The 26154-nt window shown below is 27.6% G+C and carries 24 protein-coding genes; 10 read left to right on the top strand and 14 right to left on the bottom strand.

The genetic code is table 11. The features are described from left to right. Nucleotides 1-95: 95 nt before the first annotated feature. The 7 genes from asnS to GFV01_RS05000 all read right to left on the bottom strand — a co-directional run bounded on the left by asnS (nucleotide 96) and on the right by GFV01_RS05000 (nucleotide 7698). Complete coding sequence (gene asnS, locus GFV01_RS05030) at nucleotides 96-1544, bottom strand: asparagine--tRNA ligase (protein ID WP_160565313.1); 1449 nt, start codon at nucleotides 1542-1544, stop codon at nucleotides 96-98. A 113-nt stretch (nucleotides 1545-1657) separates the two neighbouring features. Further along, nucleotides 1658-2872, bottom strand: a complete 1215-nt coding sequence (locus GFV01_RS05025; protein WP_160565311.1) for a serine hydrolase — start codon at nucleotides 2870-2872, stop codon at nucleotides 1658-1660. Between the two features lie 125 nt (nucleotides 2873-2997). Beyond that, a complete protein-coding gene (locus GFV01_RS10270) occupies nucleotides 2998-4173 on the bottom strand; it encodes a class I SAM-dependent methyltransferase (protein WP_160565309.1) in 1176 nt (391 codons plus the stop codon). A gap of 147 nt (nucleotides 4174-4320) precedes the next feature. Further along, nucleotides 4321-5415: an AI-2E family transporter gene (locus tag GFV01_RS05015; protein WP_105297494.1), complete on the bottom strand. Its 1095-nt coding sequence runs from the start codon at nucleotides 5413-5415 to the stop codon at nucleotides 4321-4323. Nucleotides 5416-5718: 303 nt separating this feature from the next. After that, on the bottom strand, nucleotides 5719-6072 hold the full coding sequence (locus GFV01_RS05010; RefSeq protein ID WP_160565307.1) for a septum formation initiator family protein: 354 nt from the start codon (nucleotides 6070-6072) through the stop codon (nucleotides 5719-5721). A gap of 3 nt (nucleotides 6073-6075) precedes the next feature. Further along, on the bottom strand, nucleotides 6076-6696 hold the full coding sequence (gene udk / locus GFV01_RS05005) for a uridine kinase (protein WP_160542185.1): 621 nt from the start codon (nucleotides 6694-6696) through the stop codon (nucleotides 6076-6078). Between the two features lie 72 nt (nucleotides 6697-6768). Beyond that, on the bottom strand, nucleotides 6769-7698 hold the full coding sequence (locus GFV01_RS05000; protein WP_160565305.1) for a dihydroorotate oxidase: 930 nt from the start codon (nucleotides 7696-7698) through the stop codon (nucleotides 6769-6771). A 361-nt stretch (nucleotides 7699-8059) separates the two neighbouring features. Here GFV01_RS05000 and GFV01_RS04995 point away from each other — a divergent pair, with 361 nt between their 5' ends. From GFV01_RS04995 to GFV01_RS04975, 5 genes are all read left to right on the top strand, one after another. Further along, nucleotides 8060-8434, top strand: coding sequence for a CD225/dispanin family protein (locus GFV01_RS04995; RefSeq protein WP_160565303.1), 375 nt, complete (start codon nucleotides 8060-8062; stop codon nucleotides 8432-8434). A gap of 57 nt (nucleotides 8435-8491) precedes the next feature. Continuing rightward, nucleotides 8492-8917, top strand: a complete 426-nt coding sequence (locus GFV01_RS10265; RefSeq protein WP_370513727.1) for a DUF2752 domain-containing protein — start codon at nucleotides 8492-8494, stop codon at nucleotides 8915-8917. A gap of 123 nt (nucleotides 8918-9040) precedes the next feature. Continuing rightward, a complete protein-coding gene (metG, locus tag GFV01_RS04985; RefSeq protein WP_160565299.1) occupies nucleotides 9041-11080 on the top strand; it encodes a methionine--tRNA ligase in 2040 nt (679 codons plus the stop codon). A 157-nt stretch (nucleotides 11081-11237) separates the two neighbouring features. Further along, nucleotides 11238-11798: a hypothetical protein gene (locus GFV01_RS04980; RefSeq protein ID WP_160565297.1), complete on the top strand. Its 561-nt coding sequence runs from the start codon at nucleotides 11238-11240 to the stop codon at nucleotides 11796-11798. A 140-nt stretch (nucleotides 11799-11938) separates the two neighbouring features. Then, a complete protein-coding gene (locus GFV01_RS04975; RefSeq protein WP_160565295.1) occupies nucleotides 11939-12889 on the top strand; it encodes an endonuclease in 951 nt (316 codons plus the stop codon). Between the two features lie 17 nt (nucleotides 12890-12906). Here the strand turns inward: GFV01_RS04975 and GFV01_RS04970 are convergent, their stop codons facing one another. Beyond that, nucleotides 12907-13257, bottom strand: coding sequence for a hypothetical protein (locus GFV01_RS04970; protein WP_160565293.1), 351 nt, complete (start codon nucleotides 13255-13257; stop codon nucleotides 12907-12909). A gap of 145 nt (nucleotides 13258-13402) precedes the next feature. Between GFV01_RS04970 and GFV01_RS04965 the strand changes: the two genes are divergently transcribed. Then, nucleotides 13403-14080, top strand: a complete 678-nt coding sequence (locus GFV01_RS04965) for a hypothetical protein (RefSeq protein ID WP_160565291.1) — start codon at nucleotides 13403-13405, stop codon at nucleotides 14078-14080. 790 nt (nucleotides 14081-14870) lie between these two features. Here the strand turns inward: GFV01_RS04965 and tig are convergent. Then, nucleotides 14871-16229, bottom strand: coding sequence for a trigger factor (gene tig, locus GFV01_RS04960; protein ID WP_160565289.1), 1359 nt, complete (start codon nucleotides 16227-16229; stop codon nucleotides 14871-14873). Nucleotides 16230-16689: 460 nt separating this feature from the next. On the opposite strand from tig, the gene GFV01_RS04955 reads away from it, so the two are divergent. Continuing rightward, entirely contained in the window at nucleotides 16690-17451 is a 762-nt protein-coding gene (locus tag GFV01_RS04955) for a DUF3822 family protein (RefSeq protein ID WP_160565287.1), read from the top strand. Then, nucleotides 17448-18002: an RsmD family RNA methyltransferase gene (locus GFV01_RS04950; protein ID WP_160565285.1), complete on the top strand. Its 555-nt coding sequence runs from the start codon at nucleotides 17448-17450 to the stop codon at nucleotides 18000-18002. Before GFV01_RS04955 ends, GFV01_RS04950 begins: the two co-directional genes overlap by 4 nt. A 108-nt stretch (nucleotides 18003-18110) precedes the next feature. Here GFV01_RS04950 and GFV01_RS04945 read toward each other — a convergent pair whose 3' ends face one another. Further along, nucleotides 18111-18893 (bottom strand): nitrilase-related carbon-nitrogen hydrolase, encoded by a 783-nt coding sequence (locus GFV01_RS04945; protein WP_160565283.1) that lies wholly within the window; start codon nucleotides 18891-18893, stop codon nucleotides 18111-18113. Nucleotides 18894-19193: 300 nt separating this feature from the next. Here GFV01_RS04945 and ahcY point away from each other — a divergent pair, with 300 nt between their 5' ends. Beyond that, nucleotides 19194-20507 carry an adenosylhomocysteinase gene (gene ahcY / locus GFV01_RS04940; RefSeq protein WP_160565281.1) on the top strand — a complete coding sequence of 438 codons (1314 nt, stop codon included), beginning with the start codon at nucleotides 19194-19196 and terminating at the stop codon, nucleotides 20505-20507. Between the two features lie 350 nt (nucleotides 20508-20857). Then, nucleotides 20858-22069, top strand: a complete 1212-nt coding sequence (locus GFV01_RS04935; RefSeq protein ID WP_160565279.1) for an acetate/propionate family kinase — start codon at nucleotides 20858-20860, stop codon at nucleotides 22067-22069. A gap of 254 nt (nucleotides 22070-22323) precedes the next feature. On the opposite strand, the gene GFV01_RS10155 is transcribed toward GFV01_RS04935, so the two are convergent. From GFV01_RS10155 to GFV01_RS04915, 4 genes are all read right to left on the bottom strand, one after another. Next, entirely contained in the window at nucleotides 22324-22878 is a 555-nt protein-coding gene (locus tag GFV01_RS10155; protein ID WP_255448754.1) for a PH domain-containing protein, read from the bottom strand. A 256-nt stretch (nucleotides 22879-23134) separates the two neighbouring features. After that, on the bottom strand, nucleotides 23135-23377 hold the full coding sequence (locus tag GFV01_RS04925) for a hypothetical protein (protein WP_160565277.1): 243 nt from the start codon (nucleotides 23375-23377) through the stop codon (nucleotides 23135-23137). Nucleotides 23378-23474: 97 nt separating this feature from the next. Continuing rightward, entirely contained in the window at nucleotides 23475-24344 is an 870-nt protein-coding gene (locus tag GFV01_RS04920) for a cupin-like domain-containing protein (RefSeq protein ID WP_160565275.1), read from the bottom strand. Between the two features lie 29 nt (nucleotides 24345-24373). Beyond that, entirely contained in the window at nucleotides 24374-25672 is a 1299-nt protein-coding gene (locus GFV01_RS04915; protein WP_160565273.1) for an aminopeptidase P family protein, read from the bottom strand. Between the last annotated feature and the right edge of the window lie 482 nt (nucleotides 25673-26154).

Here is a 26154-nt window from a genome sequence, read left to right as displayed (position 1 = left end):
AAAAAAATATAAATTTTAAGATGATAATAAATAATAATAAAAAAGATGCTTATATATAATAATATAAGCATCTTTAAAATAATTATTAATCAATTTTAAAATTCAGCGTTTTTAGGGGTTCTAGGAAAAGGTATAACGTCTCTAATATTACTCATACCTGTAACAAATAAAACGAGGCGTTCTAACCCAAGTCCAAATCCTGAATGAGGCACTGTACCGAATTTACGTGTATCTAAATACCACCATAATTCCTTTTCGTCAACATTCATATCTTTCATTTTTTGTTTTAAAATATCAATTCTTTCTTCTCTTTGTGATCCTCCAATAATTTCACCAATACTCGGAAAGAGAACGTCCATAGCACGTACGGTTTTATGATCGTCATTTAAACGCATATAGAAAGCTTTTATTTTTGCCGGATAATCATATAACACTACCGGACTTTTAAAATGTTTTTCAACTAAATATCTTTCATGTTCAGATTGTAAATCTGCTCCCCATTCATCAATAAGATATTTAAATTTTTTCTTTTGATTCGGTTTCGAATGTTTAAGAATATCAATAGCTTCCGTATAGCTAAGTCTGATAAATTTATTATTTAATACGAAATCTAATTTTTCAAGTAAATTTTGTTCTGATTTTTCTTCTTTCGTTTTTTGTTTTTGTTCTTCTTCAAATCGTTTGTTTAGAAATTCCAAATCTTCTTTACAATTATCAACAGCATATTGGATGCAATATTTTAGAAAATCTTCTGCAAGATCCATATCTTGATTCAAATCATAAAAAGCAACTTCCGGTTCAACCATCCAAAATTCCGCTAAATGTCGAGTAGTATTTGAATTTTCAGCCCGAAAAGTAGGACCGAATGTATAAACTTTTCCTAGACCCATAGCAGCAGTTTCTGCTTCCAATTGTCCTGAAACGGTCAGATTGGTCTTTTTTCCAAAGAAATCTTGAGTAAAATCTGTGTTTCCCTCATCATTTTTAGGAAGATTATCTAAATTGAAATTGGTAACGGTAAACATTTCTCCCGCGCCTTCAGCATCTGACCCGGTAATTATAGGAGTATTGATATAGCAAAATCCATTTTTATTAAAATATTGGTGAATGGCAAAACTTAAAGCATTTCTAACCCTCATTACCGCAGCAAAGGTATTGGTGCGAAAACGAAGATGTGCTTGCTCTCTCAATTTTTCCAATGAATGTCTTTTTGGCTGTAAGATAGTTTCCTGAACATCTTCAGGATTTGCATATCCGTAAATTTTTATTGTATTGGCAACGACTTCAATCTCTTGTCCCGCTCCTTTGCTTTCAGTAACTTTTCCTTCAACATAAAGAGAAGATGCTGTTGTAATTTGTTTTAAAGTTTCAGTATCAAAATCGTTGTAATTGATTATAATTTGAATATTATTTTGCCCCGAACCATCATTAAGAGCAATAAATTGATTGGAACGAAAAGATCGCACCCATCCTCTAATTACTACTTCTTCCTGTAAAGCTTTTTTTCCTTTAGCTAACAATTCTTTAATACTGTAATCGTTCATTTAATATATTTTAATCGGTAAGCAAATATAAATAAATTTCAACGTATTTTATGGTATTACTCCATCCAAATATACTTAAGGTTGACTACTATACTGTTTATTAATAAGTAAATTTAATCGTACTTATATTTATTCATATTTGGTAAAGGGTAGTCGCCGAATAGAGGTGCTAATCGAATAGCCGAATAGATCATATTTGAATATTTATTTCCAATGGCTATAATAGTGACTTTCTCATCCACAAGATGAATAAATATGGCATTGCTTCCATGCCACCATCCGGTATGGTAGATTAATTTTTTGCCGTTTTTAAATACCATTAATCTCATACCCAATCCGTAATTTTTAATATTAGGTATTTCATTACTGTACGGAGTGTACATTTGATCTAATAAGTCTTTTCGTAAAAAATTTGGAGCAAACATGGCCTGACTTAATCGGAACAGATCTTCAGGAGTGGTATAAATGTTTTTATCTCCGTAAACTAAATCCAGGTGATTGAATTTATAGGGTCTGCCGTCAGGATAGTAGGATAGATTAGCTTTTTTTAAATCCTTTTCTTGAAGTATATACGAATGTTTCATTCCCAAAGGGGTAAATATCATTGTATTTATGACTTCCGGAAAAGACATGTTGGTTGTTTTCTCAACGATTAAGGCTAACAGAGCAAAATTAGAATTTGAGTATGAAAAATGAGTATTCGGTTTATATTGTAATAATGGAGTATGAGTTGAAAATAAATCTAAAACATCTTCATTAGACATTTTCTTTCTTTTATCCCAAGTGTTAAGCAAATCAACCAAATGAGTATATTCCGGAAGACCGCTTCGATGTGTCAATAAATCATGTATGGTTATATCCGAATAGGGAAAATCGGTAAGTATGGTATTTACTTTCTGATCTAAATTTATCTTGTGTGCTTCAACTAATTTCAATACAGCTAAAGAAGTTAAAATTTTGCTTACCGAAGCTACGTGCAGAGAGGTTTGGGGTGATATTAATGTTTTATCTTCCCAATTGGAATATCCATTATATTTTTCTAACAGTATGGTGTTGCCTCTAGCGACTAAAATACCACCGCTTAAATTTTTTGATTTCCAGACATGAGTGAAATATTTATTCAACTGATATACAATGGTATCGTCTTCCGGAGAATAATTATCCTTTTTAGTAAATATAGAATCAAAATTTATATTGTAATATCCGGGAATTGAAGGTTTTTTATTATGAACACTTTTATTTACTTCGTAATTTGATTTTTTGCAATTGGTAAAGGTTGTATTAAAAAGGCTTATTAATGATATAATATATATAATTTTTTTATACATTTTTTAATGAATGTTTGAATAATTAGTTCTTCTAAAATGATTTTGCAAGTTAAATTTAATAATCTTAATTATTTCTTAAATAAAATATAAAATGTTATAAAATTAAGTTATATTAAATTGGCAATCTAGATACTTTCTGCCAGCATGCAAATATTTCCTTGTAAAGAACGTGTAAAAATTAAATACTTAGTTCCGCCATCAACAAACTTATATTTTTTCTTAATTTCTTCAGGTTTTAACGGATAATTTCGACTGATTATATTAAATTTTTTTTGACTAGTTTTTTTAGGATTAAAATTTTTGTCAATAAGTATGAAAGTACGTCCCGGAAAATTTTCAATTTTGTTTTCTGAAGTGTACATATGGGAATTGGAATGTAATTTATCAATAGTAAATTTAATACCTAATTGTTTAAAGGCTCCTGATTTTAATAGGGATGAATTGGGTATATATAGGTACGATTTCGGAATGGAATAGGAGGGAACTGGAGATATTTTTTCCTCTTGCCAAAAATAACAATAATCAGGCTGTCCTGATTCCAGATTGATACAATGTACGTAAGGATTGGATAGGTTTAACTTATCCTCAGGATTCAATTGCACTATTAATTCTTTGGTTTCATTTTTAACTGATACAATATAAATTTTTGAAATCGGTAATTGATCTATTGCTCTTTGAAGATCAAGAAGAGGAGAAAGCTTAATAAAAATGGATTTTGAAAATTTGAATAATGTATCTTTTAGGTTTAATATATTGGGGAATAGGTCTTTTAAATCGATTTTTTTATTTTTATTTTCATCACGTCTGGATGGATCTAAATAAACAAAATCGAAATGTGTAGAATTAGTAGAAATAAATTCCTCGGCGGTTTTGTTAATAAAATTCACATTTTTTTTACCAAGTACTTTAAAATTATGTTTTACTATTTCAAGCAAATCGAGATTCGGCTCGACATAATAAAATTCATTGGTTTGTTCCGATAAAAAAAAACTATCAATACCCGTACCGCCTGTTAAATCAATACCGGTTTTACCGTTTATAATTGATTGTTTAAATAATGCCGTACTTTGAGATGAAGCTTGTTCAAGGTTAATATGCGGAGGGTATATGATCTCATTATTCTCATAAAGAAATGGAAATTTTTTTTGAGAAATTTTCTTTCCTTGAATTTGTTGAATTAATTCAAGAGAAGAAATCCCCGTAAAAGGAGATTTTTTAAACCTTAACTCCGATATATTAGAATTAAGGTGGTTGGCTATATATTCTTGAACTTCTTTATGTAGTAAATGAGTATTTATCACAATTCTTGAATGCTATATATTAGTTACAAAATTACATGATTGTAAATAATTTAAATATTGATTTATAAAAAGTACTTTATTTAATTTTAAAATAGATTTTTACCAAAAGACATTAATAGAATCTTTGCAAGATTGAAAGTTTTTTAACTACAAATTTTTTGTAATGGCTTGTACAATTTTAAAACGGTTGAAGAAGCTTTTCATAACGACTCTTAATACCGTATAACCGGGAATTGCGAAAGTAACACCGATAGCACCAAATAAAATACCGAAGATTAGCATAACTAAAAAAATTTCCAATGGATGAGATTTGACACTTTTAGCATAAATTAAAGGTTGAAATATCGCATTATCAATTAATTGGGCAATTAAATATAAAATACTGATCCAAAATATGGTAGGTATAATTTGAGTATTAAAGTCCATACCTAAGGAAAACATACTGCTCATGCTGAGCAAATTGATAATAAAAAAACCAAGCAAAGGTCCTAAATAAGGTATAAGGTTACAAAACGCACAAAACATAGCTATAATTACCATATCTTTAATGTTAAAACCGCCCAAAATAGCTAAATAAAGTAAAAACATCGAACATATTTGCAAACACAATCCAAGAAAATACCTGGTTAATAAATCTTTAATATTAGAGAGCACCTGAATGACTTTTTTTATGTCATTGGTTGGAGCTGCACCAATGATCATTCTGTTAAATAAGTCTTTTTCTCTTAAAAAGAAAAAAGTAATAAATGTTACAGAAAATATGGAAATACCTAATTCAGCTAAAATCGAAAATCCACTTTGCAGCGTATCCATATGTATTTTAAAATTAAACTTTGAAGTAAATAATTGTGCATAATTATCTTCAAATAAATAGATATGCTTGCTTCGTAAGGCTTCATCAATTAATTTTACTTGTTCTGTTATTGAATTTTGTAATTTATCTGTATCCAACAAAGATAAATTTCCGGCTTGTTCGATGGCTAAAGGAATTACAAAGCTTAAAAAAGTAAGAAGAGTACCCACCATAATTAATAGAGTGATACAAGCAGAAATGGTATTAGATATTCGAACCTTTTCACTTAGAAAATTCATTAAAGGTCTTCCCATTAAAGAAAAGGCAAATGCAACAAAAATATAACCTAATACAAATCGAATTTTCCATAATAAAAAAAATAAAAGAACTGTAAGTGCAATAACGGATACAGCGCTAATTATACCTTTACTAATATCTTTGTAATTCATACACATTATAAATATCTTTTACCTTATTAATATTATTCTTATTATTAATCCCATTAACTGGTATTTTTATTTAATATATAGTATACCTTATATGATGCAGTTACTATAAAATTGTTAAAAGTCATAGAATCATATCTTTTTATATTATACTAATTTTTTTTAAAATTATAAAAATATACGTTGTTTTAAGGCTTATTAATTAATTTAATAAAGTAATAACGAAATAAATGTTAAAATATGCATTTTAAATGTATTTATTTTAAAAATCTAAAAAAATATGTAACTTTTTAATTTATGTAAGATTTAAGGGTTAGATTTTGGCGTTATAGAATCATCTTTCGTTACCATGATGAAAATATCTTCATTATTTTTTTTAAAAAAATAATTTTCTCGAGCATATTTTTCTCGAGCTTCTTTATTATTTTTTAAATTTTTATACTGAATATTTTCAGAATCTAGTTTACTTTTATAATATTCTTTTTCGTGTTTTAATTTGGAAATTTCATTGTTTAATTCTTTATGAGTTAAATAAGAATTTGTATCAAAAAAAAGCATCCAAATAATAAATAAAATGGAAAGAATTAAGTAAATACTGGAATACCAATGTTTACCGAAGATAGATTTTTTATCTGACGATTTATTGCCTTTTTTTTCCATTCTTTAATTAGAACGATTTTTTAAAGTATTTTGGATTACCGTACTTAATACATCAATTGCTACTGTATTTTTTTTCATTGTTGGAATTATAATGTCAGCATAAGCCATAGAAGGCTGTATAAATTCTTCATGCATAGGTTTTAAAGTTGATTGATACCTACTCAATACTTCTTCCAAATCTCTGCCTCTTTCTTGAATATCTCTTCTGATTCTTCTAATTAATCTTTCGTCAGAATCAACATTGACATATACTTTAACATCAAATTCTTTTCTTAATTCAGGATTTGTCAATACTAATATTCCTTCGACAATAAGGATTTCCTTAGGTTGAATAATTGTAACATCTTCCGTTCTGGAATGGGTTATAAAAGAATAAAGAGGCTCTTCAATAGCTTGCCCCGCTTTTAACTTTTTTACATGGTCGATTAATAAATCAAAATCAATAGCTCTCGGATGATCGTAATTTAACAGTTCACGCTCATCAAATGACAACTCAGGATTGTAATGATAATAATTGTCTTGAGTGAGTACATTTACACTGTTGGAATCCAATTGATTAAGGATGTTGTTTACAACGGTTGTTTTTCCGGAACCAGTTCCTCCGGCAATACCAATGGTTAACATTTATTTTATTATATTTTTGAGTTTATTTTTTTAAGCAGAAAATAGTGTACCAAAATTTAGCTAAAGTAAATATTAAAGTTCTTTAAGCATACCTTTAAAATCGGATAATGTAACGTAATTTTTGGTTTTCATAATTTCTTTTAATTCAGAAGATAATTTGGAAAAAATTTTAGTATCGTCTTTCATTAACTGTGTACCAACCTGAACCATGGAAGCCCCGCATAAGATGTGTTCAAAAACATCTCTACCGGTTTCAACCCCTCCACATCCGATAATAGAAATATCTTTTCTTAATAATTTATAAAACATTCTAACATTAGCTAAAGCAGTAGGTTTTACATAAGCTCCTCCAATTCCTCCAAATCCTCCTTTAGGTTTTATAACAACGGATTCATCTTCAATATACAAGGCATTTCCAATACTATTGATGCAGGTTACGAATTGAATCGGGTATTTATTTAAAATTTCGGCAACCATTTCAAAATGTACCATATCAAAGTATGGAGGAAGCTTAACCCCTAAAGGTTTTGTATAAAATGAAAATACCTTATTCAAAACTTCTTCAGTTCTTTCAAAATCATAACCCGTTTGTGGTTTTCCCGGTATATTTGGGCAAGATAAATTTAATTCAACCAAACCTTGAAAATCAGACTTTTCAATTTGGTTCAACATTTCTATATTATCTTCTAAGGTTAAACCGGCAACTGAAAAAAATAAGTTATCATTTCCTTCTTTGTGTTCATTAAGAACATAATCAAGATAAAATTCAAAACCTAAATTTGGTAATCCCATGGAATTAATACTTCCTAATTTTAAATCAACATATCTAGGAGACGGGTTACCTTCTCTAGGAGATAGGGTACAACTTTTAGTTATCCAAGTTCCTGATCCTGAGTTTTTCATGTTCGATAACTCTTCTAACGTCATACATTTTACACCCGATGCATTCATCAAACAGTTACTGAACTTTTTATTGGAAATGGTTGTTTCTAAAGATATCATTACTATATTTTTTGCAAATATCAGAATATTTATGGTGAATAGAAAGTTATTTACTATTCACTCTTTAAAAAAGTTATTACTTGCTTTATAATAGATGCTTAGAATATTTTATTTATAACTAATCTAATCTTTAGGATCATGGTTTAATTAATATAATTTATTTAAATTAACATTCTAAGATTATAAATTTATGATAAAAGGTATAATTTTTGTAATTATTGAGATTAATAAAAAATAATTTTTATTTTAATCATTTTTTTACTAAATATTGATTTACAAATAAGAATATATTTCATAAATTAATAAATATTTAAAAATTATTGGTTTAATAAAAAATTATAAAAAATAAAAAATTTTATTTATGGAAGATCAACATTCAAATTTGCAATATGAAAATTCAGCTTCTTCGACAGTTCCAACTGACAAAAAAAACGATAGCTTGCCTAATAATCATATGGTTTTAGCGGTTACTTCTACCATACTTAATGTTTTTTCTTTTAGTTTAGTAGGAATTATATTTGGAGTTTTATCTATAATATTTGCTAATGAGGTAAAAACTATTTACAATTCCGGAGATCATTTTGGAGCAATGCTAAAATCAAAAGACACTCGAATTTTATCAATAATTTCTTTAATTATCTTTTTTTTCAATGTATTAATATACATTTTACTTATTCTCTTTATTATATTTTTTGGAAATATATCTTATTACCAAGGATGGTTTAGGAATGGTTAATTTTTTCTTAAACCACTTATAATATTAAAAATAAATTGATAACTATTTCTGTAATTTATGTTAATCAAAATACTTCGAAATAGGGGTTTAGTGTGGTTTAGCTTACTAACTCTTATTACTTTCTTATGTACCTATTATTATGTTATAAATCCCAATAAAACAAATTTAGCGTTACCATGTCTTTTTAAATTATTAACCGGACTAAATTGTACGGGTTGTGGCGGGCAAAGAGCATTTCATTTTTTATTACATGGAGAATTTTTACAAGCATCACGTTATAATATTTTAATATATTTTCTTCCTTTTCTTTTATATGCATTATTTGCATCAATTCAGATGTATATTTTTAATAGTAAAAAGTATGTTATCAAATTTATATTTTCAAATGAAATTGGAATACTGATTTTAGTGTTTCTAATTATTTTTACTGTTTTAAGAAATATCCCTTATGAACCATTTATATATTTAGCTCCTCCTAAATAAAGACAATTTAATATAATAGGATAAAAACATAAAAATAAGATAATCCTTTTTTAGTATTTTGTTACTTTGTACCTTTGTTAAAGATTGCATACTGCATTTTTTAAACAAAAAACATAATATTAAATGAGTAGATATACTATAACTACAGCACTTCCCTATGCAAATGGCCCTTTACATATAGGTCATTTAGCAGGAGTATATATACCTGCGGACGTATATGCCCGATTTTTAAGAAGAAATGATCATGATGTTATATTAATAGGGGGGTCAGATGAACACGGAATTCCAATTACGATAAGAGCGAAAAAAGAAGGTGTTACTCCTCAAGATGTGGTAGATAGGTATCATGAATTAATGAAGCAAACATTTACGGAATTAGGAATTTCGTATGATAACTATTCGCGTACTACGGCTCCTATACACATTAAAACAGCTCAAGAATTTTTTTTAAAACTATACGAGGATGGAAAATTCATTGAAGAAGAAACAGAACAATATTTTGATGAAAAAGCAAATGAATTTTTAGCAGATCGATATATTGTAGGAACCTGTCCTAAATGTGGTAATACAAACGCATATGGAGATCAATGCGAAAAATGTGGTTCCACATTAAGTCCGGATGAACTAATCAATCCTCATTCCATGTTAAGTGGTGAGAAACCTATTTTGAAAAAGACGAAGCATTGGTATTTGCCTCTTAATGAATATCAAGAATTTATTTCCGATTGGATATTAAAAGGTCATAAAAAAGATTGGAAATCTAATGTTTACGGTCAAGTGAAATCATGGTTGGAAGAGGGACTTAAACCTCGTGCCATGACTCGAGATTTAGACTGGGGAGTGCCCGTTCCTTTAGAAGGAGAAAAAGGTAAAGTTCTATATGTTTGGTTTGATGCCCCGATAGGGTATATTTCCTCCACCAAAGAGTGGGCGGAAAGAACAGGAAAAGATTGGAAACCTTATTGGCAAGATAAAGAAACTAAGCTGGTTCATTTTATTGCAAAAGATAATATTGTTTTTCATTGCATAATTTTTCCGGCTATGTTGAAAGCTCATGGGGATTATATATTACCGGACAATGTACCGGCTAATGAGTTTTTAAATTTAGAAAACGATAAAATATCAACCTCAAGAAATTGGGCGGTTTGGGCGCATGAATATCTTGCTGATTTTCCGGGAAAACAAGATTCTTTACGATATACTTTACTAGCCAATGCCCCTGAAACAAAAGATAATAATTTTACTTGGAAAGATTTTCAAACTAAAAATAATTCTGAACTAGTAGGTATTTTTGGAAATTTTATAAACAGGGTATCCGTTCTAATTAATAAATATTATGATGGAGAAATACCCGAAGTTGGAAATAACTTTCATTCCGAAGAATTAGAATATCTTTCTAAAATATCCAAAGAAATATCAACTTATTTATCTAACTACGAATTCAGGAACGGTTTAAGTTCTTTAATGAATTTAGCTCGTTTAGGTAATAAATTTTTACAAGAGCAAGAGCCGTGGAAAAAAATTAAAGATGAACCGGAAAAAGTAAAAGAAACTTTATACGTATCAGCTCAAATTGCTGCTTATCTCGGGGAATTATCTGAGCCATTTATACCTTTTTCTTCCCAAAAAATAATGAATGGTTTAAATTTAAATTATCATTCATGGAAAGATCTTGAATCAGGTAAAATCTTGTTACCTTCCGGAAGTAAAATAAATCTTATACCCCTTCTTTTTGATAAAATTGAAGATAAACAAATTGATTATCAAATTGAAAAATTAGAAAATTCAAAAAAACAAAATGCTTCTCTAAATAATAACCGGGCCGAACCTCAAAAAGATAATATCACATTTGATGAGTTTGATAAAATTGATTTAAGAATAGGTACCATATTGGAAGCCAAAAAGGTTGAAAAAGCTGATAAATTATTGCAATTTAAAGTAGATACAGGAATAGATGTTCGAACTATTGTATCGGGAATTGCAGAAAGCTTTACTCCTGAAGAATTAGTTGGTAAGCAGGTTACCGTACTTGTTAATTTAGCTCCTAGAAAAATACGCGGCATTGAAAGTCAAGGGATGTTACTTTTATCAAAGAATATAGATGGAAAATTTTCATTTATAACCCCTGATGATGACATTGAGAATGGTACCTTAGTTAAATAAATGAGCTGTATTAAAATAATAAAAACTCCTTATATAAAGGGGTTTTTATTTTATTAATTTATATTATTTAAATATAATAAATAATATTTATTTTATTGTTAAAAAGGGCAGTGGTATAATTTTTGCATTTTTATTAAAAATTTTAACACTAAAAAATATGGAATGTTTATTTAATTCAATTTCTGAATTTATTAGTCCGGAAATTGTGTCCAATATTTCTAAAATTTTAAATGAAAAGGAATCAAACATTATTCAAGCCCTTCATACTACAACAGCAAGTTTACTTGAATTAATTTTAGAAAAAGGAGAGCAAAAAAAACTTGAATCTATATTTAAAGGTATAGGTACAATGAACATATTATTTAGTGTTTCAAATTTATTTTTGGATCCAACGAATTTAAAGAAGCATTGTGCAAGTTCTAAGTTTTTAATTTTTTTACTTAAAGATCGATTAGAAGAATATTATTCGTTAATTGCCTCTTCCTCTCAAATATCTATAGTAAATTCCAAAAATATAGTAAATAAATTAGGTTTATTAATATCCGCCTTCCTAGGTGAAAAAATAATTTCTAATATAAGTTATGTTACTATTTTAAATCAATTGCAAGATGAAAGGAATGACTATCAGATATATATACCTTTTGAAATGTCAGAGATTTTAGATGAATTTAATGTTAAGGCTTACCTAGAACAAAAATTTTGGATATCGTTTTTTTGATGATAGCAATTAATTTAATAAACCAATTTTTTGACTTTTCTAAATAATCAATAAATTATATATATTAAATAAGTTTACATTATCTTACCGATTATTTATACTGCTAATTAAATAAAACATTTGATATATAAAAAATATTTATGCATCATACCATTGCATTTTACAATGTTGAAAATTTATATGAATCCGGAAATAATAAAAATATTGGCGATTTACCTTTTCAGGGTAGTCGTTCCTGGAACATTTCAAGATATAAAAATAAATTAACTAAAATAGCCAAAACCATTAGTCGTATAGGAGAAGAGGAAACTCAAAAGTTACCAACGTTTTTTGGTTTATGTGAAATTGAAAATAAAAAGGTGATAGATGAACTTCTTGAAGAATTTCCTTTTAAATCTAATTATGGCTATGTTCATAAAGACTCATTGGATGAAAGGGGTATAGATACTGCTTTTTTTTACAATAAAGAATTCTTTACTATTGAAGATTCAGAATTTATAAGAATTCCTATATTTAATAGTGATGGTAGTAGAGATTATACAAGAGATATTACGTATGCAAAGGGAAAACTAGAAAATATTACCATTCATTTTTTTGTATTGCATTTACCCTCTAAACGAGAAAATAATATTAATGTATCTAAACGTATTCATATTCTTCACGAATTAAGAAAAAAAATAAATGAAATTTTTGATAAAGATATCTTAGCAAATATTATTATAATGGGTGATTTTAATGAAGATCCTACCACCACCTATTTATATCAACAACTCTGGAATAAAAAAACGATACAAGAATTAAAAGAACGCGAATTATATAATCCCTTTGAGAATTTATATAAAAGAGATTTATACAGTACTTTTCATGAAGGAAAAGGGATGCTTTTTGATCAAATTATTTTTTCCAAATCTTTTTTCGATGAAAACAGCAAACTCAGATATTCAAATTCCAATGTATTTAATCCTCCATTTCTTCAAAATCCGGATAGGGAAAAATTAGGAACCCCTTGGCGGACCTATACAGGAAGTAGATATTTAGGGGGGTATAGTGACCACTTTCCTGTATATGCTATTATTGAAAATATAAAGTAAAAATAAGATTTTATATTTTATACTTTGAAATATTTCTTTTTCAACATATAGATAATATCTTTTTGAGTAATGAATATTTCATCAATAAGGGTATCTGACTCATTCATTACCGGTTTATCTTTAGAAATATCATTCGAATCTAATAACATAGATCCATTACCTGTAAGCAGCCAAGTAGGATTTAATTCTGGAAACGTATGTAAAATTTTTTCAATCGTATCTGTATGTAAACCGGACTTGTTCCTTCTAGCCCTTCCGATAAGTCCAACAGATAAATTTGCTAACTTAGTTAGTTTGTTATCATTTAGGTTTTTATAAACCATAAAATCTAGTAATCTGTCAATAGTAGTTTTATGTTTATTTTCCATAATTTAATGAATAAAATAATGAATATATAAAAAATAAGGTATGTTTATTAATAGTACAAAATTAAAAAAAAAGTTTTATATTGATAATTTTCAAGATTAAATATTTATATTTACAATTAAAATAGTTGTGTAACTGCTTCAATATATGATACAAAAAGATTTTTTAGAGAATATTATCGAAATTTTTAAACAGAATGATAAATTTGAATATGTTGACTTTAAAGTTGATATAAATCAAAATACTATAAAAATTATATATTTAATAGAACCCAAATATTATATTTTATTTAAAGATGAAAATTATTTCATTGAAAAAAAAGATAACGAAAAATACACTATTTCAGGAGAAGCAGTTCCCGGCAGATTTTCAATGCATGAAGATTTCATTATAGATTCAATTGCTAACGTATATGTAAAAATAGAAAAGTGGTTGGAAGTTATTTGGAATGAAATTTCATTAGCTTCACCATTAGGTCTTTTGGCTGAAGAACAAGAACAAATAGACAAAATTTGTGAAAAATTTGATGAATATGATGATTATTTCAATACGGAAGAAATTATAAGAATTAAACAAAAACTTAAACTCCTTAGAAAAAAGCTTGAAGAAGAAATAACATCTATTGTTGATGACGAAGAGATTAGCAGATTGGAAATTCAAAAAATGAATAAGAATTTTGATACATTGGAACAAATATTACCTTCACTAAAAAAGAAAGGGTGGGTGAGAAGCCTGACCGGAAGAGTATTCCATAATATGAAAAGGTTATTGGATCTTAGACAAAAATTAATATTGGATTCCTACAATATGCATAAAGAAGAATAGAAAGTTAATTTATCTATTAGTAATTTTTATAATGCTATTATAAATTTCTATATGGAAAAAAATCTATTAAATAAAGATTCAAGGATAAAATATATAGTTAAAATTTTCTAAAATTTTATACACATAATTTTATAATAATTTTAACATTGCTCATTTTTTGTCTCTTTTTGTTGTATAATTGCTTAATAATCAAATAAATATTTTTTTTTCAGAATTGAAAATATATAGTTTTTTGTCAATAATTGATTAAATGAATTTAAGCGGTTTTGGATATTAGAAAAAAATCTATAACTTTGTAATCAAATAAATGAGGCTAAGGAAAATAAAGATTAATGTAAATAAATTAAAAACTAAATATAATATTATATTAAGATATAAACACTAAAAACTAAAAATTATTAATTTAACACTAAAGCTTAACACACTTTAACACTAATAACTTTATTAGAATTAATTAATTAACGCTTTTAACACTAAAATTATTAATTAACACTAAGACTTAACACACACACTTTAACACTAAAAGCTTAGAAGAATTATTAATTAATTAACACTAAAACTCAATTTTGAAATTGAAAGATCATAATTGATTGAGTATTTATTAGAAAAGTCATCTTTTTAACACAAAAAGGTGACTTTTTGCTTTGCAATATACATATAATAAATTAAATGATATTTATTTTTTTATAAAATTTATAAAAAAAACAGACTATTAAAATAGCCTGTTTAAATATATTATTAAGAATGAGATTAATACATTATATCATAATATATACTACAATGTTTTAACTTATTTTTTAGCTCCCTTTTCTTCTGATTCTTTTTTCAGTATTTCATCAAACTTTTCTAAAGTAACAGTTTTTTCTTTTTTCTGAATTTTTGAATCAAAAATTTTGAATAATTCTTGTTGAATTAAGTTACCGGACGATTGACGAACATGTTCTTCATTTTTCATTGCATTCGCAACATATTTGTCTAACTCTGAATCAGGAATATCTACATATCCATACATTGCAAATTGTTGTTTCATTTGATTTTTAGTGAATTCAACCAAATCATTATATTGTACGCTTATCTGATTATCTGAAAGAATTTGACCTTCAATTAATTGATAACGTAAAGCTTTTGCAGATTTTTCATATTCTACATCCGCTTCTTCGTCGGTCATTGGTTCTTTGGACTTGCTTTTAATGAATTTTTTCAAAAATTCAGTCGGTAAATCGAATTGTATAGTATCTAATAACCATTCAACAGAATCATTCATGAATTTAGTATCAGATTCCTTTTTATAGTAATTTTCGATTTCTTCTTTAATTTTAGCTCTTAATTCTTCTTCGCTCTTAATTTTATCTTTACCGTAAACTTTATCAAAAAGATCTTGATTTAATTCCGCTTTTGTTCTAATAGAAGTTTTTTCAACAGTAATTTTTAAATTGGCATTAAAGTGATGAGCATCTTCATGGGAAAGCCCAAAGAAATGTTGGAGTTGATGTACATCATTAAATAAATCTTGAGCCTTGATAGTAATTACATCACCTTTTTTCTTACCTAAAAAAGAATCTTTATTCTTTAAATCGTCTACCATAAAAGTTATAGTAGTATTTACACCACCTTCTACAGGGTTTCCTTCAGCATCAATTTCTTCTACTTCTCCTACAAAATTTCCACCTTCTTCAATAGCGTCGGCATCTACAACTTCTCCAAATTGAGTTTGCATTCTTGCAACAGTATCATCAATTTCTTTTTCAGTAGCCTCAATTTTATAATAAGGGATTTTAGCTTTTGAAAGATCAACTTTGAATTCAGGAGCTAAACCTAATTCAAATTCAAAGGTCATATCTTGAGCATTGGTATCCAATTCATTATTTTCTTTAGGCAAAGGCTGCCCTAAAATGGATAATTTATTTTCAGAAATGAAGTTACTTAAAGCATCATTTAAAACTTTGTTGATTTCTTCAAAAGTTACCGCACCTTCATATTGTTTTTTAACAATACTCATCGGAGCTTTTCCTTTTCTGAAGCCAGGCATATTCAGCTTTTTACGATAATCATTAAGTGATTTCTCAACGTTGGGTTTATAATCTTCCGGCTTAATGGTGATTTTAACAATAGTATTTAAATCATCTATTTTGTTTTGTGTAACGTTCATTTATATTCTAATTTATAAGCGGGCAAATTTACAAAAACTATTTAAAAAAAGGAAATATTTTAATACTAAGGATAAAATTGAAATCATATTTAATTCTCAATAAATCTGTCATTTATCAAAATTATACTTCCTAGATTTTATGTATTTCTTTAAGTAATTAATAAAAAATGTTTAATATCTTATTGTTTACTATTGTATAAATAAATGGTTCATAAAGACAAACATGAATATTAAATTATACAGTTTTATAAATGGTTTAATCAAATTTATTTAGATTAATAAAAAAAATCTGATCAATCACTTAATTTTAAAAAAGAAAATATAGTTTTACTATCAAAATATACAATTAGTTAATTAAATACCGGTCCATAGACTAATTTCATAAAGTTTATAATGTATATAAAAATTGTGTATGATGTTGATATGATTTATATTTGCTATTCATAATAATAATCAAGCTTTGAAAAAAAGTAAACGATTACATACCTCTAATCCATCATTATCTACTACAGTAAATTTTTTATTTGAAGATAAAAAAGCTTCTTATATCATAAATAATGAAAAAAAAATTATACATTATGAAAATTTAGTGAACCAAGTAGATAAAGAAACCTTAACACATAAACTCTTAAAAAATAATTTTTTTAATACCAAGTGTAATTTTTTAGACATTACACTATTAAATGACAAATTTACCCTTATTCCCAATGAATTTTTTGAAGAAAGAACTGCAGAAAAGTTTTTAAATCTTAATGTTCCGCATTTAGAAAATTTAGGAATACGATTTAATTTAATCCCCAATTTTGATTTAGTTTTAGTTTTTTATTATCCCGAAATAATTGAAACTCTCTTTACCTCTTATTCCGAAAAAATAAGAATTTCTCATACGGGATTTAAATTTTTATCAAAAATTAACAAAAACCTTTACAGTAATGGATTTTTTATACACATTTACGATCATTATTTTGAGATATCCTTCATAGAAAATCAAAAATTAATTTTATATAATATATATCCATACAAAAAAGTTGAGGATATAGAATATTTTTTGAAATTTATTGCAAACACTTTATCCCAAAATCTTTCAACCCATATATTATATTATTACCATATACCGCACCATCTGAATGCAATAAAAAAATTTGAAAAGCTTTTTCAAAAGGTAGTACCCGGTGATGAAAACACTTTTAAAAGAGAAAATTATACACTATTAGATATATGATACGAATTATATCAGGAAAATTAAAGGGAAAGAAGATCTCAGCCCCCAAACATTTTGATGTTAGACCCACAACTGATTTTGCAAAAGAAGCATTATTTAGCATTATTTCCAACAGATATATGATATCGGATATTTCAGTGCTCGATTTATTTTCCGGGATTGGTTCAATAGATTATGAATTTGCTTCGCGTGGTTGTAAAGATATTACCTCGGTAGAACTGAACGGAAAGCATGTTAAATTTATTCAAGATACCATTAAAGTCTTAGGAATAAATGAAGTAAATGTGATAAAACAAAATGTTTTTAGTTTTTTAGAAAAAGAAAGCTATAAAAAATATGATCTCATATTTGCAGATCCTCCTTTTGATTTAGACGATAAACAATATGAAAATTTAATAAAATCTGTATTTGAGAATCATTTTTTATCCGAACAAGGGGAATTTATTTTAGAACATAACACAAGAAAAGATTTTTCCGAATTTCCAAATTTTACAGAATCCAGAAAATACGGTAACGTTCGATTTTCTTTTTTTAGTTTATCTCAAGAATAACCAATAATACATGTTTATACGAATTATCTTAATTATAGAAGATATAAGTTTTATAATTAAAAATAATTTTAAAAATTCATAAAGGATAAATTTGTTTCAATTTCTTTTCTAATCATTTAAAATTTTAAAATGATCTCGTTCTTCTAAAAAATTATACTGAGATCTCCATTTCTTTATTTCATCTAGTGAAATAATGTGACTATAAATTGCATTACGTTTATTTGTTAAATTTAACTTTTTACCAACGGGTGTGTAAATAGATGAATGACCAATATAATTGAGCCCGGTTGGTTCAGAACCGATTCTGTTTACTCCGCAAACATAACATAAATTTTCAATGGCACGAGCTTTTAATAATGTATCCCAAGTATCTATACGAGAATCCGGCCAATTAGCAACATTTATCAATAAATCATAATACTCCGTATTTCTGAACCAAACCGGAAAACGAAGATCAAAGCAAATCATTGGACAAATTTTCCATCCTCTATAGGAAAAAACAACGCGCTTATTTCCCGATGTATAAAATCGATTTTCTCCTCCATATGAAAATAAATGTCGCTTATCATAATACGTTACTATTTTTCCTTCAGCAACAAAAATATATCGGTTATAATATTTGCCATTATCTTCAATTACTAAACTTCCACAAATAGCGGTGTGTTTTTTTAAAGAAATTTCAATCATCCACTTTATTGTTCTACCGTCCATTTTTTCAGCGATTTTAGTATGATTAAGACTGAAACCGGAATTAAACATTTCAGGTAAAATAATAAGATCCGATGAAGTTAAATCTTCTAAAAGTAATGATAAAAAAGAAAGATTTTCAGAACAATTTTCCCACTGAGGAGAATATTCGATTAAATTGACAAATAAATCGTTCGTAATCATACTATAAATTTTACAAAAACGTATCTTTTTAAATACTAATAAATACTTTAACCCAATTTATAAAATATATTTAACATTAATATTTAAGAATCAAATTAGTAATATAAAAAATAGTCTAAGTATAACCTAAAAAATTTATTGATCCTATATTCAATTACCGCGAAAATTTAATATCTAACTGCATGGATAATTAGATTTTATTCTTTTATAATACAAATCTACGAATTTATTAATTTTTAAAGATAAATTTAAGTTGTAAGTTGTGAATTAAATTAATAACTTTGAATAAATTTTATTAGTATGAGCACAAAAATTGATTATATCCCTTATAAAGTAAAGGATATCTCACTGGCCGATTGGGGAAGAATGGAAATAGAATTAGCTGAAGCAGAAATGCCCGGATTAATGGCCTTACGTAAAGAATATAAAGACGAACAGCCCTTGAAAGGCGCAAGGATAGCCGGTTGTCTTCATATGACTATACAAACCGCTGTTTTAATTGAAACCTTACAAGCATTAGGAGCTGAAGTTTCTTGGAGCTCATGTAATATTTTTTCAACTCAAGATCACGCAGCAGCTGCTATTGCAGCTAAAGGAACATCTGTATATGCTTGGAAGGGAATGAATGAAGACGAATTTAACTGGTGTATTGAACAAACTCTTTTCTTTGGTGAAGATAAAAAGCCGTTAAACATGATTTTAGATGATGGAGGAGATTTAACAAATATGGTTTTAGATAAATATCCCGAGTTAGTACCGGGAATTAAAGGTTTATCAGAAGAAACTACTACAGGGGTACATCGTTTGCATGAAAGAGTAAAAAACGGTACGTTGTTATTACCGGCCATCAATATAAATGATTCCGTGACCAAGTCTAAATTTGATAATAAATACGGATGTAAAGAATCTGCTGTTGATGCAGTACGCAGGGCAACAGATTTAATGATTGCGGGAAAAGTAGTTGTAGTTGCAGGATATGGTGATGTAGGAAAAGGTTCAGCTGCTTCATTTAGAGGAGCAGGAGCCAGGGTTATAGTTACTGAAATCGACCCGATTTGTGCCTTACAAGCCGCTATGGATGGATATGAAGTTAAAAAGATGGATTATGCCATTACCAAAGCTGATATTGTAATTACTTGTACTGGAAATTGCGATATTATTCAAAGTAAGCATTTCGAGAAAATGAAAGATAAAACCGTAGTTTGTAATATAGGACATTTCGATAATGAAATTGATATGGCCTGGTTAAATGCCAACTATAGATCTACAAAGGTTACTATTAAGCCGCAAGTAGATAAATATACGATCAATGGTAAAGATATTATTGTTCTTGCCGAAGGTCGATTAGTAAATTTAGGTTGTGCAACCGGTCATCCAAGTTTTGTGATGAGTAATTCTTTTTGCAATCAAACGCTGGCTCAAATAGAATTATGGCACAATTCAAATAACTATGAAAATAAAGTTTATACCTTGCCTAAACATTTAGACGAAAAAGTTGCCATGCTTCACCTGGCTAAAATAGGGGTTGAATTGGATACTCTTTCAGAAAAACAGGCAAAATATATTGGAGTTCCTGTTAAAGGACCATTTAAATCGGATGAATATAGATATTAATAAATTCATTACTACACTAATTATGATCCGGAATTTCTCCGGATTTTTTTTTGCTTTAACTAATTTAAAGCATTATTTTAATTTGAACTAGTGCTTATCAATCCTTAAAATTTGAATAAATATTAAATTCTTTAATAAGAATACAAATTGTATTATTTAATTGGATATTTATCATTTTTAATTAAACTTTTTAAATGAATTATCTTTTAAACATACTAATTAGAAATACTAACTTTTATGAAGTAAAAAGATTAAAATAAGATAAATAATAAAAATATTAATCTACAAGATTCATTTAATTTTTTGCATAAAAATTTAAAAGCTATACTTTTGCATTAAAAATTATAAGGATGTTAATATTAGTTATTAATGCGGGAAGTTCTTCTATAAAATATCAATTGCTTAACATGGATTCAAACTCCGTTATTGCTAAAGGATTGGTAGAAAGAATAGGTACGACTGGCGGAATTATTACACACAAATATCTGAAAAACGGCATTTCAGATAAAAAACAAATTCATCAAGAATTTCCTACACATGTTGAAGGAATGAAACTTATTGTTGAATTGTTAACAGCAAAAGATGTTGGAGTTATTAATGATCCATCAGAAATAAAAGGAGTAGGACACCGAATTGTACAAGGCGGGGGGAAATTTAACGTTCCGGTTTTAATTACTGATGAAGTAAAAAACGAAATTGATGAAATGAGTGCATTAGCACCCTTACATAATCCTGCTAACTTGTTAGGTATTGAAGTTGCGCAAAAATTTTTTCCAAATACCCCTCAAGTAGCTGTATTTGATACAGCATTCCATCTTACTATGCCACCTAAAGCATACAGATATGCAATTCCGAACCATTTTTACACAGATCACAAGATAAGATCTTACGGAGCGCATGGAACAAGTCATAAATACGTAAGAAGGCAGGCCGTAAATTACTTAAATAATCAAGAAGCTAAAATCATTACTATTCATTTGGGAAATGGATCAAGCATTACCGCTATTAATGAAAAAGGGGAGAGTATTGATACCTCAATGGGCTTTACCCCGCTTAATGGTTTAGTTATGGGTACTAGAAGTGGAGATATAGATCCATCCGTTCTTTTTTACATGGTTAGAGAATGCGGAGTAAAATTCGAGGAATTGGATGATCTGCTAAATAAAAAATCTGGAATGTTAGGTCTTACCGGAAAAAGCGATGCAAGAGATGTTGACGAGATGTATTTAAACGGTGATCCAAACGCTATTTTGTGTTTAGACTTGTATTCTTATAGAGTTAAAAAATATATTGGAGCGTATATAGCCGCTTTAAATGGTGTGGATGCGATTGCTTTTACAGCCGGAATTGGTGAAAATGATGCGCAATTACGTTCATTAATTTGTAAAGACTTAGATTACTTAGGTATTAAATTGGATGAAAATAAGAATGTTGAATTGAGCGGTCCGGAAAAGGTAGAAGAAGTTCAGGCTTCCGATTCAAAGGTTAAAATAATGATAATACCTACTAATGAAGAATTAGAAATAGCTAATGAAACTTTGAACATTTTAAAGAAAATGTAACAGGTAATAGTAGATGTAAGATAAAAAATAAAAGCTGCAAATTATTGCAGCTTTTATTTTTTATTAAGTATAAATAACTTATCAATTTTGTATAAACAACTTCCACATTTTGTTGTTGAGGAAGAGTTATAGTAGAAATATAGATATTATTTTATAAAGAAATATTGAAAATAATTACGTATTCTTGATACTTGTTTTTTTAACATTATATAAATTGTGAGTACGCAATTGAAAGAAATCAAAATTAAATGTATTTAAGATTTTATTCCTAATAATTGATTTTTCTTAGCTTTAAATTCCTCATTAGTGATAATACCTTTTTCTAGAAGTTCAGCAAATTTAGAAATTTCATCTGCGCCACTTTTAAATTCGTTTATTGGGTGGGATAAATTATTTTTGTTTTTAGCATTGTTCATTGCTGTATCAAAGATACCTATAAGTTTTGTTGCGACACTTGATTTATATGATACAAGTACTTCAATAGATTTAGTATTAGAATTTAGCTTGATTTTACTCCCAGTTAATCCATTAGAAAAACTATCTATAGAATCCAAATCTATCAAATTAAAACTTTCCATTCTTACATTAAAAAGAATTTTACTATATACAAAAACTCTTTTGTCAGTAAATACAAAAATACCTGGAAATCTTTTCTTTTTTGAACCTGTATATATTTTAGCATTTGTAGGAGCTATATATAATACAGTTTCATCGGAACGTAATTGCTCAACAGCTCTATTAATTTTTTTTTTGTTAAATAAAGTACTTATTCTGTACTCATTAATTATTTTTTCAACATCTTTTCTCATAAAGTTAGTTTTAATAATTTTTATGTTATATCATTGTAGATTCGTAATTAACACATCCAAATAAGTAAAATTATAACTTTAATTAGTATTTAAAGCATCAAAGATAGATATTTAAGAATGAGATATATTTTTTTAATTTTTTAATATAGAACAACCTTGAAGTTTGAATATTACTTTAAATTTTAGATTTAATAAAATAAAAAGCACTAAAATAACAACTTTAATTTCTGGAGAACATTTTATGTAGCCCACAAACTTATTTTAAATAAACAACTTCCACATTTTGTTGTTGAGGAAGAGTTTTAGATCTCACCTCATCAGGAGCTATATGAGCATTTATTTTACCTTTATTTTCTGCAATACCAAAAGTTAACCAATATGGAAGGATACATACTAAAAAAGTAAGACACCAAAAACCTATAAAGGCAATTAATAAAAATAAAATAAATCCTATAAATTTCACAAATGGCCAAGCGCCTATATAAAGCAATGTTACCATAATACAATTATTATATATTGTTTTGCTCAAATGTAATAATTAATTTTAATCAAAACAAAAAATAATTCAGGTTATTATAGCTCAACTTATCAAAAAATTATTTTGAAAGATGAATTGCTCTATTAGTATCAAGTATGGCCTTATTATTTTTATAATCAATCCATTTTTGCCCCTGTCTTTTTCTCATAAAATTATCGTAATTCCTTTTAATGAAAATATTCAATACAGCATTAGCAAAATTTGCAGGTCTTTTAGCCAAAGATCGTAAACTCATTGAAAAACTCGGAGTTAAATATTGCATATAGTGCCACCAACCCTCAGGCATGTATAACATTTCACCATGAGATAAATGAGCCTTATATGGAGTTAAGTATTTTAATCCGGGCCATTTATCAAAATCCGGATTATCAAAATCTATGTCTTCTCTGCAAATTGTAGCATATGGTATCTTATACATATACTTCGTATCTTGAGGCTTCATCAATATGCATTGTTTTTCACCTGCAAAATGAAAATGTAAAATATTGGCTAAATCTATATCAAAATGCATAAAAACATTGGAACCCGCACCTCCGAAAAACAACATAGGTAAATTTTTAAATAAATTTAGACCTAAATCCGGAAACTTAAAATCGTCTTGCATGGCCGGTACTTGTTTCAGTATATTAAATAAGAATATTCTTAAATCAGTCGGGCCTTTTTGAAGTAAATCAATATAGTCGGACATTTTCATTCTGGCGTCCGGTTCATTTACTTTTTTATCAGCACTAACCGGATCATTATTATACAGAGGAACAATTTTATCACCTGCAACTTTTTTAATATAGTCAAAATTCCATTTTTTATAAGCAGGCCAATCTTCAGTCAGTTTTTCAATTACTACCGGTTTTTGTGGTTTATAATATTGATTATAAAAGTCTTCTTTGGATATTTTTTCAACTCGGTCAATAGGTTTATAAGTAAACATAGGTTTAAGGTTTATAGTTTTTTATAGTATCATGAATTCATAAGATCTTCTAATTCTTCAATTTCGATAGGTATATTTCTCATTAAATTGTGCGGATTTCCATTCGATTGAATCACTACATTATCTTCAATTCTAATCCCGAATCCTTCCTCCGGAATATAAATACCCGGTTCAACGGTAAACACCATATTAGGTACAAATGATTCCGTCAGTATACCATAATCGTGTGTATCAAGGCCCAAATGATGAGAATTGCCGTGCATAAAATATTTCTTATAAGCGGGCCATTTCGGGTCTTGATTTCTAACTTCTTCTGTTGTTAAAAGATTTAATTTTAACAATTCTTCCGTCATTATATTACCCACTTCTTCATGGTAACTGTACCAATTATTACCCGTAATTAAAAGCTTAGTAGATTCATTTTTAACATTTAAAACCGATTGGTATACTTCTTTTTGTCGGGGTGTAAATTTTCCGTTCACGGGAAGAGTACGTGTCATATCCGAAGAATAATTAGCATATTCGGCCCCCACGTCTAACAATACAACATCACCGTCTTTACATTCTTTATTGTTTAATATATAATGCAAAACATTGCTGTTTTTCCCGGAAGCTATAATAGGTGTATAAGCCCAACCTTTAGAACGGTTTTTAATAAATTCATAAATTAACTCCGCTTCAATTTCATATTCCCAAACTCCCGGTTTAATAAATGGAAGAATCCTTCTAAACCCTTTTTCCGTTATATCACAAGCTTGTTGAATAGCGTTTATTTCTTCAGGTTCTTTAATTGAGCGTAGATGTTGTAAGATAGGATTGCTTCGTAAATAACAATGACCTCTGTATTTATTTTGTAATTTTTTTATGAATCTGTCTTCTCGGGTTTCAACAACTTTTTCGGCTCTGTAATGTTCATTAATATTTATATATATATTATCCATTTGAATAATAACCATTTCAAGAATTTTATCAAAATCTTGTAACCAATACACATTTTTAATTCCTGAAACCTCTGTCGCTTGCTCTTTAGAATATTTTTCTCCTTCCCAAATGGCAATATGTTCATTAGTTTCCCGTAAAAAAAGCATTTCTCTATGTTCCTCTAAATAAGCATAGGGACATAATACTAAAATAGATTCTTCTTGATCTATTCCCGAAAGATAAAATAAATCTCGTTGCTGTTGAAAAGGGAGAGTACTGTCTGCACTGATAGGATAAATATCATTACTGTTGAATATTGCAACTGATTTTGGGGCCATTCTTTGGACAAATTTTTTTCTATTTTTAATAAATAAATCTTTGTCTAAAGCATTATATCTGGTATTCATTTAACTAATTTTTATTTATCAAAAATAACAATAATACTTCAACTCTTTATAATTTTAGAAAAGTTAAAAGAGCTTTTTTAGTTTATTTACTTTATTGTTATATAGATAAATTTATTATTTCAAAAGAGCATATGAATGCATTATTAATAAAATAAAAGGCTATTTTTCTAAATATTATCAATAATCATTGAATTGCCTAAATGCTAATTATTAGAAGTTAAATTATGTTTTTCTTTTTTTCATGTATTTAAAAGCAAAAAATGTGTGTATAATCATCTTTAAATTTTGTATTATGTCATTTATATTAAGATTAGAAATTGTAAGTAAAAAGTACAACATTTTAAATGTGAATTAATCATTAGCACAAGATATGGACGTTCCGTGTTTTATATCCATTAAAATCTGGTTAAAAATTTTAATTATTGTTGAGTCAACATCTTAAACTAATACTTATGATTGTTAATTCAATAATTAGTAAACTT

It is taken from the genome of Apibacter sp. B2912 (assembly GCF_009827835.1).
In the GTDB taxonomy this organism is placed as follows: Bacteria; Bacteroidota; Bacteroidia; order Flavobacteriales; family Weeksellaceae; genus Apibacter.
The sequence above is the reverse complement of the archived record's forward strand: the minus strand, read 5'-3'. Positions and strand labels throughout refer to the sequence as shown.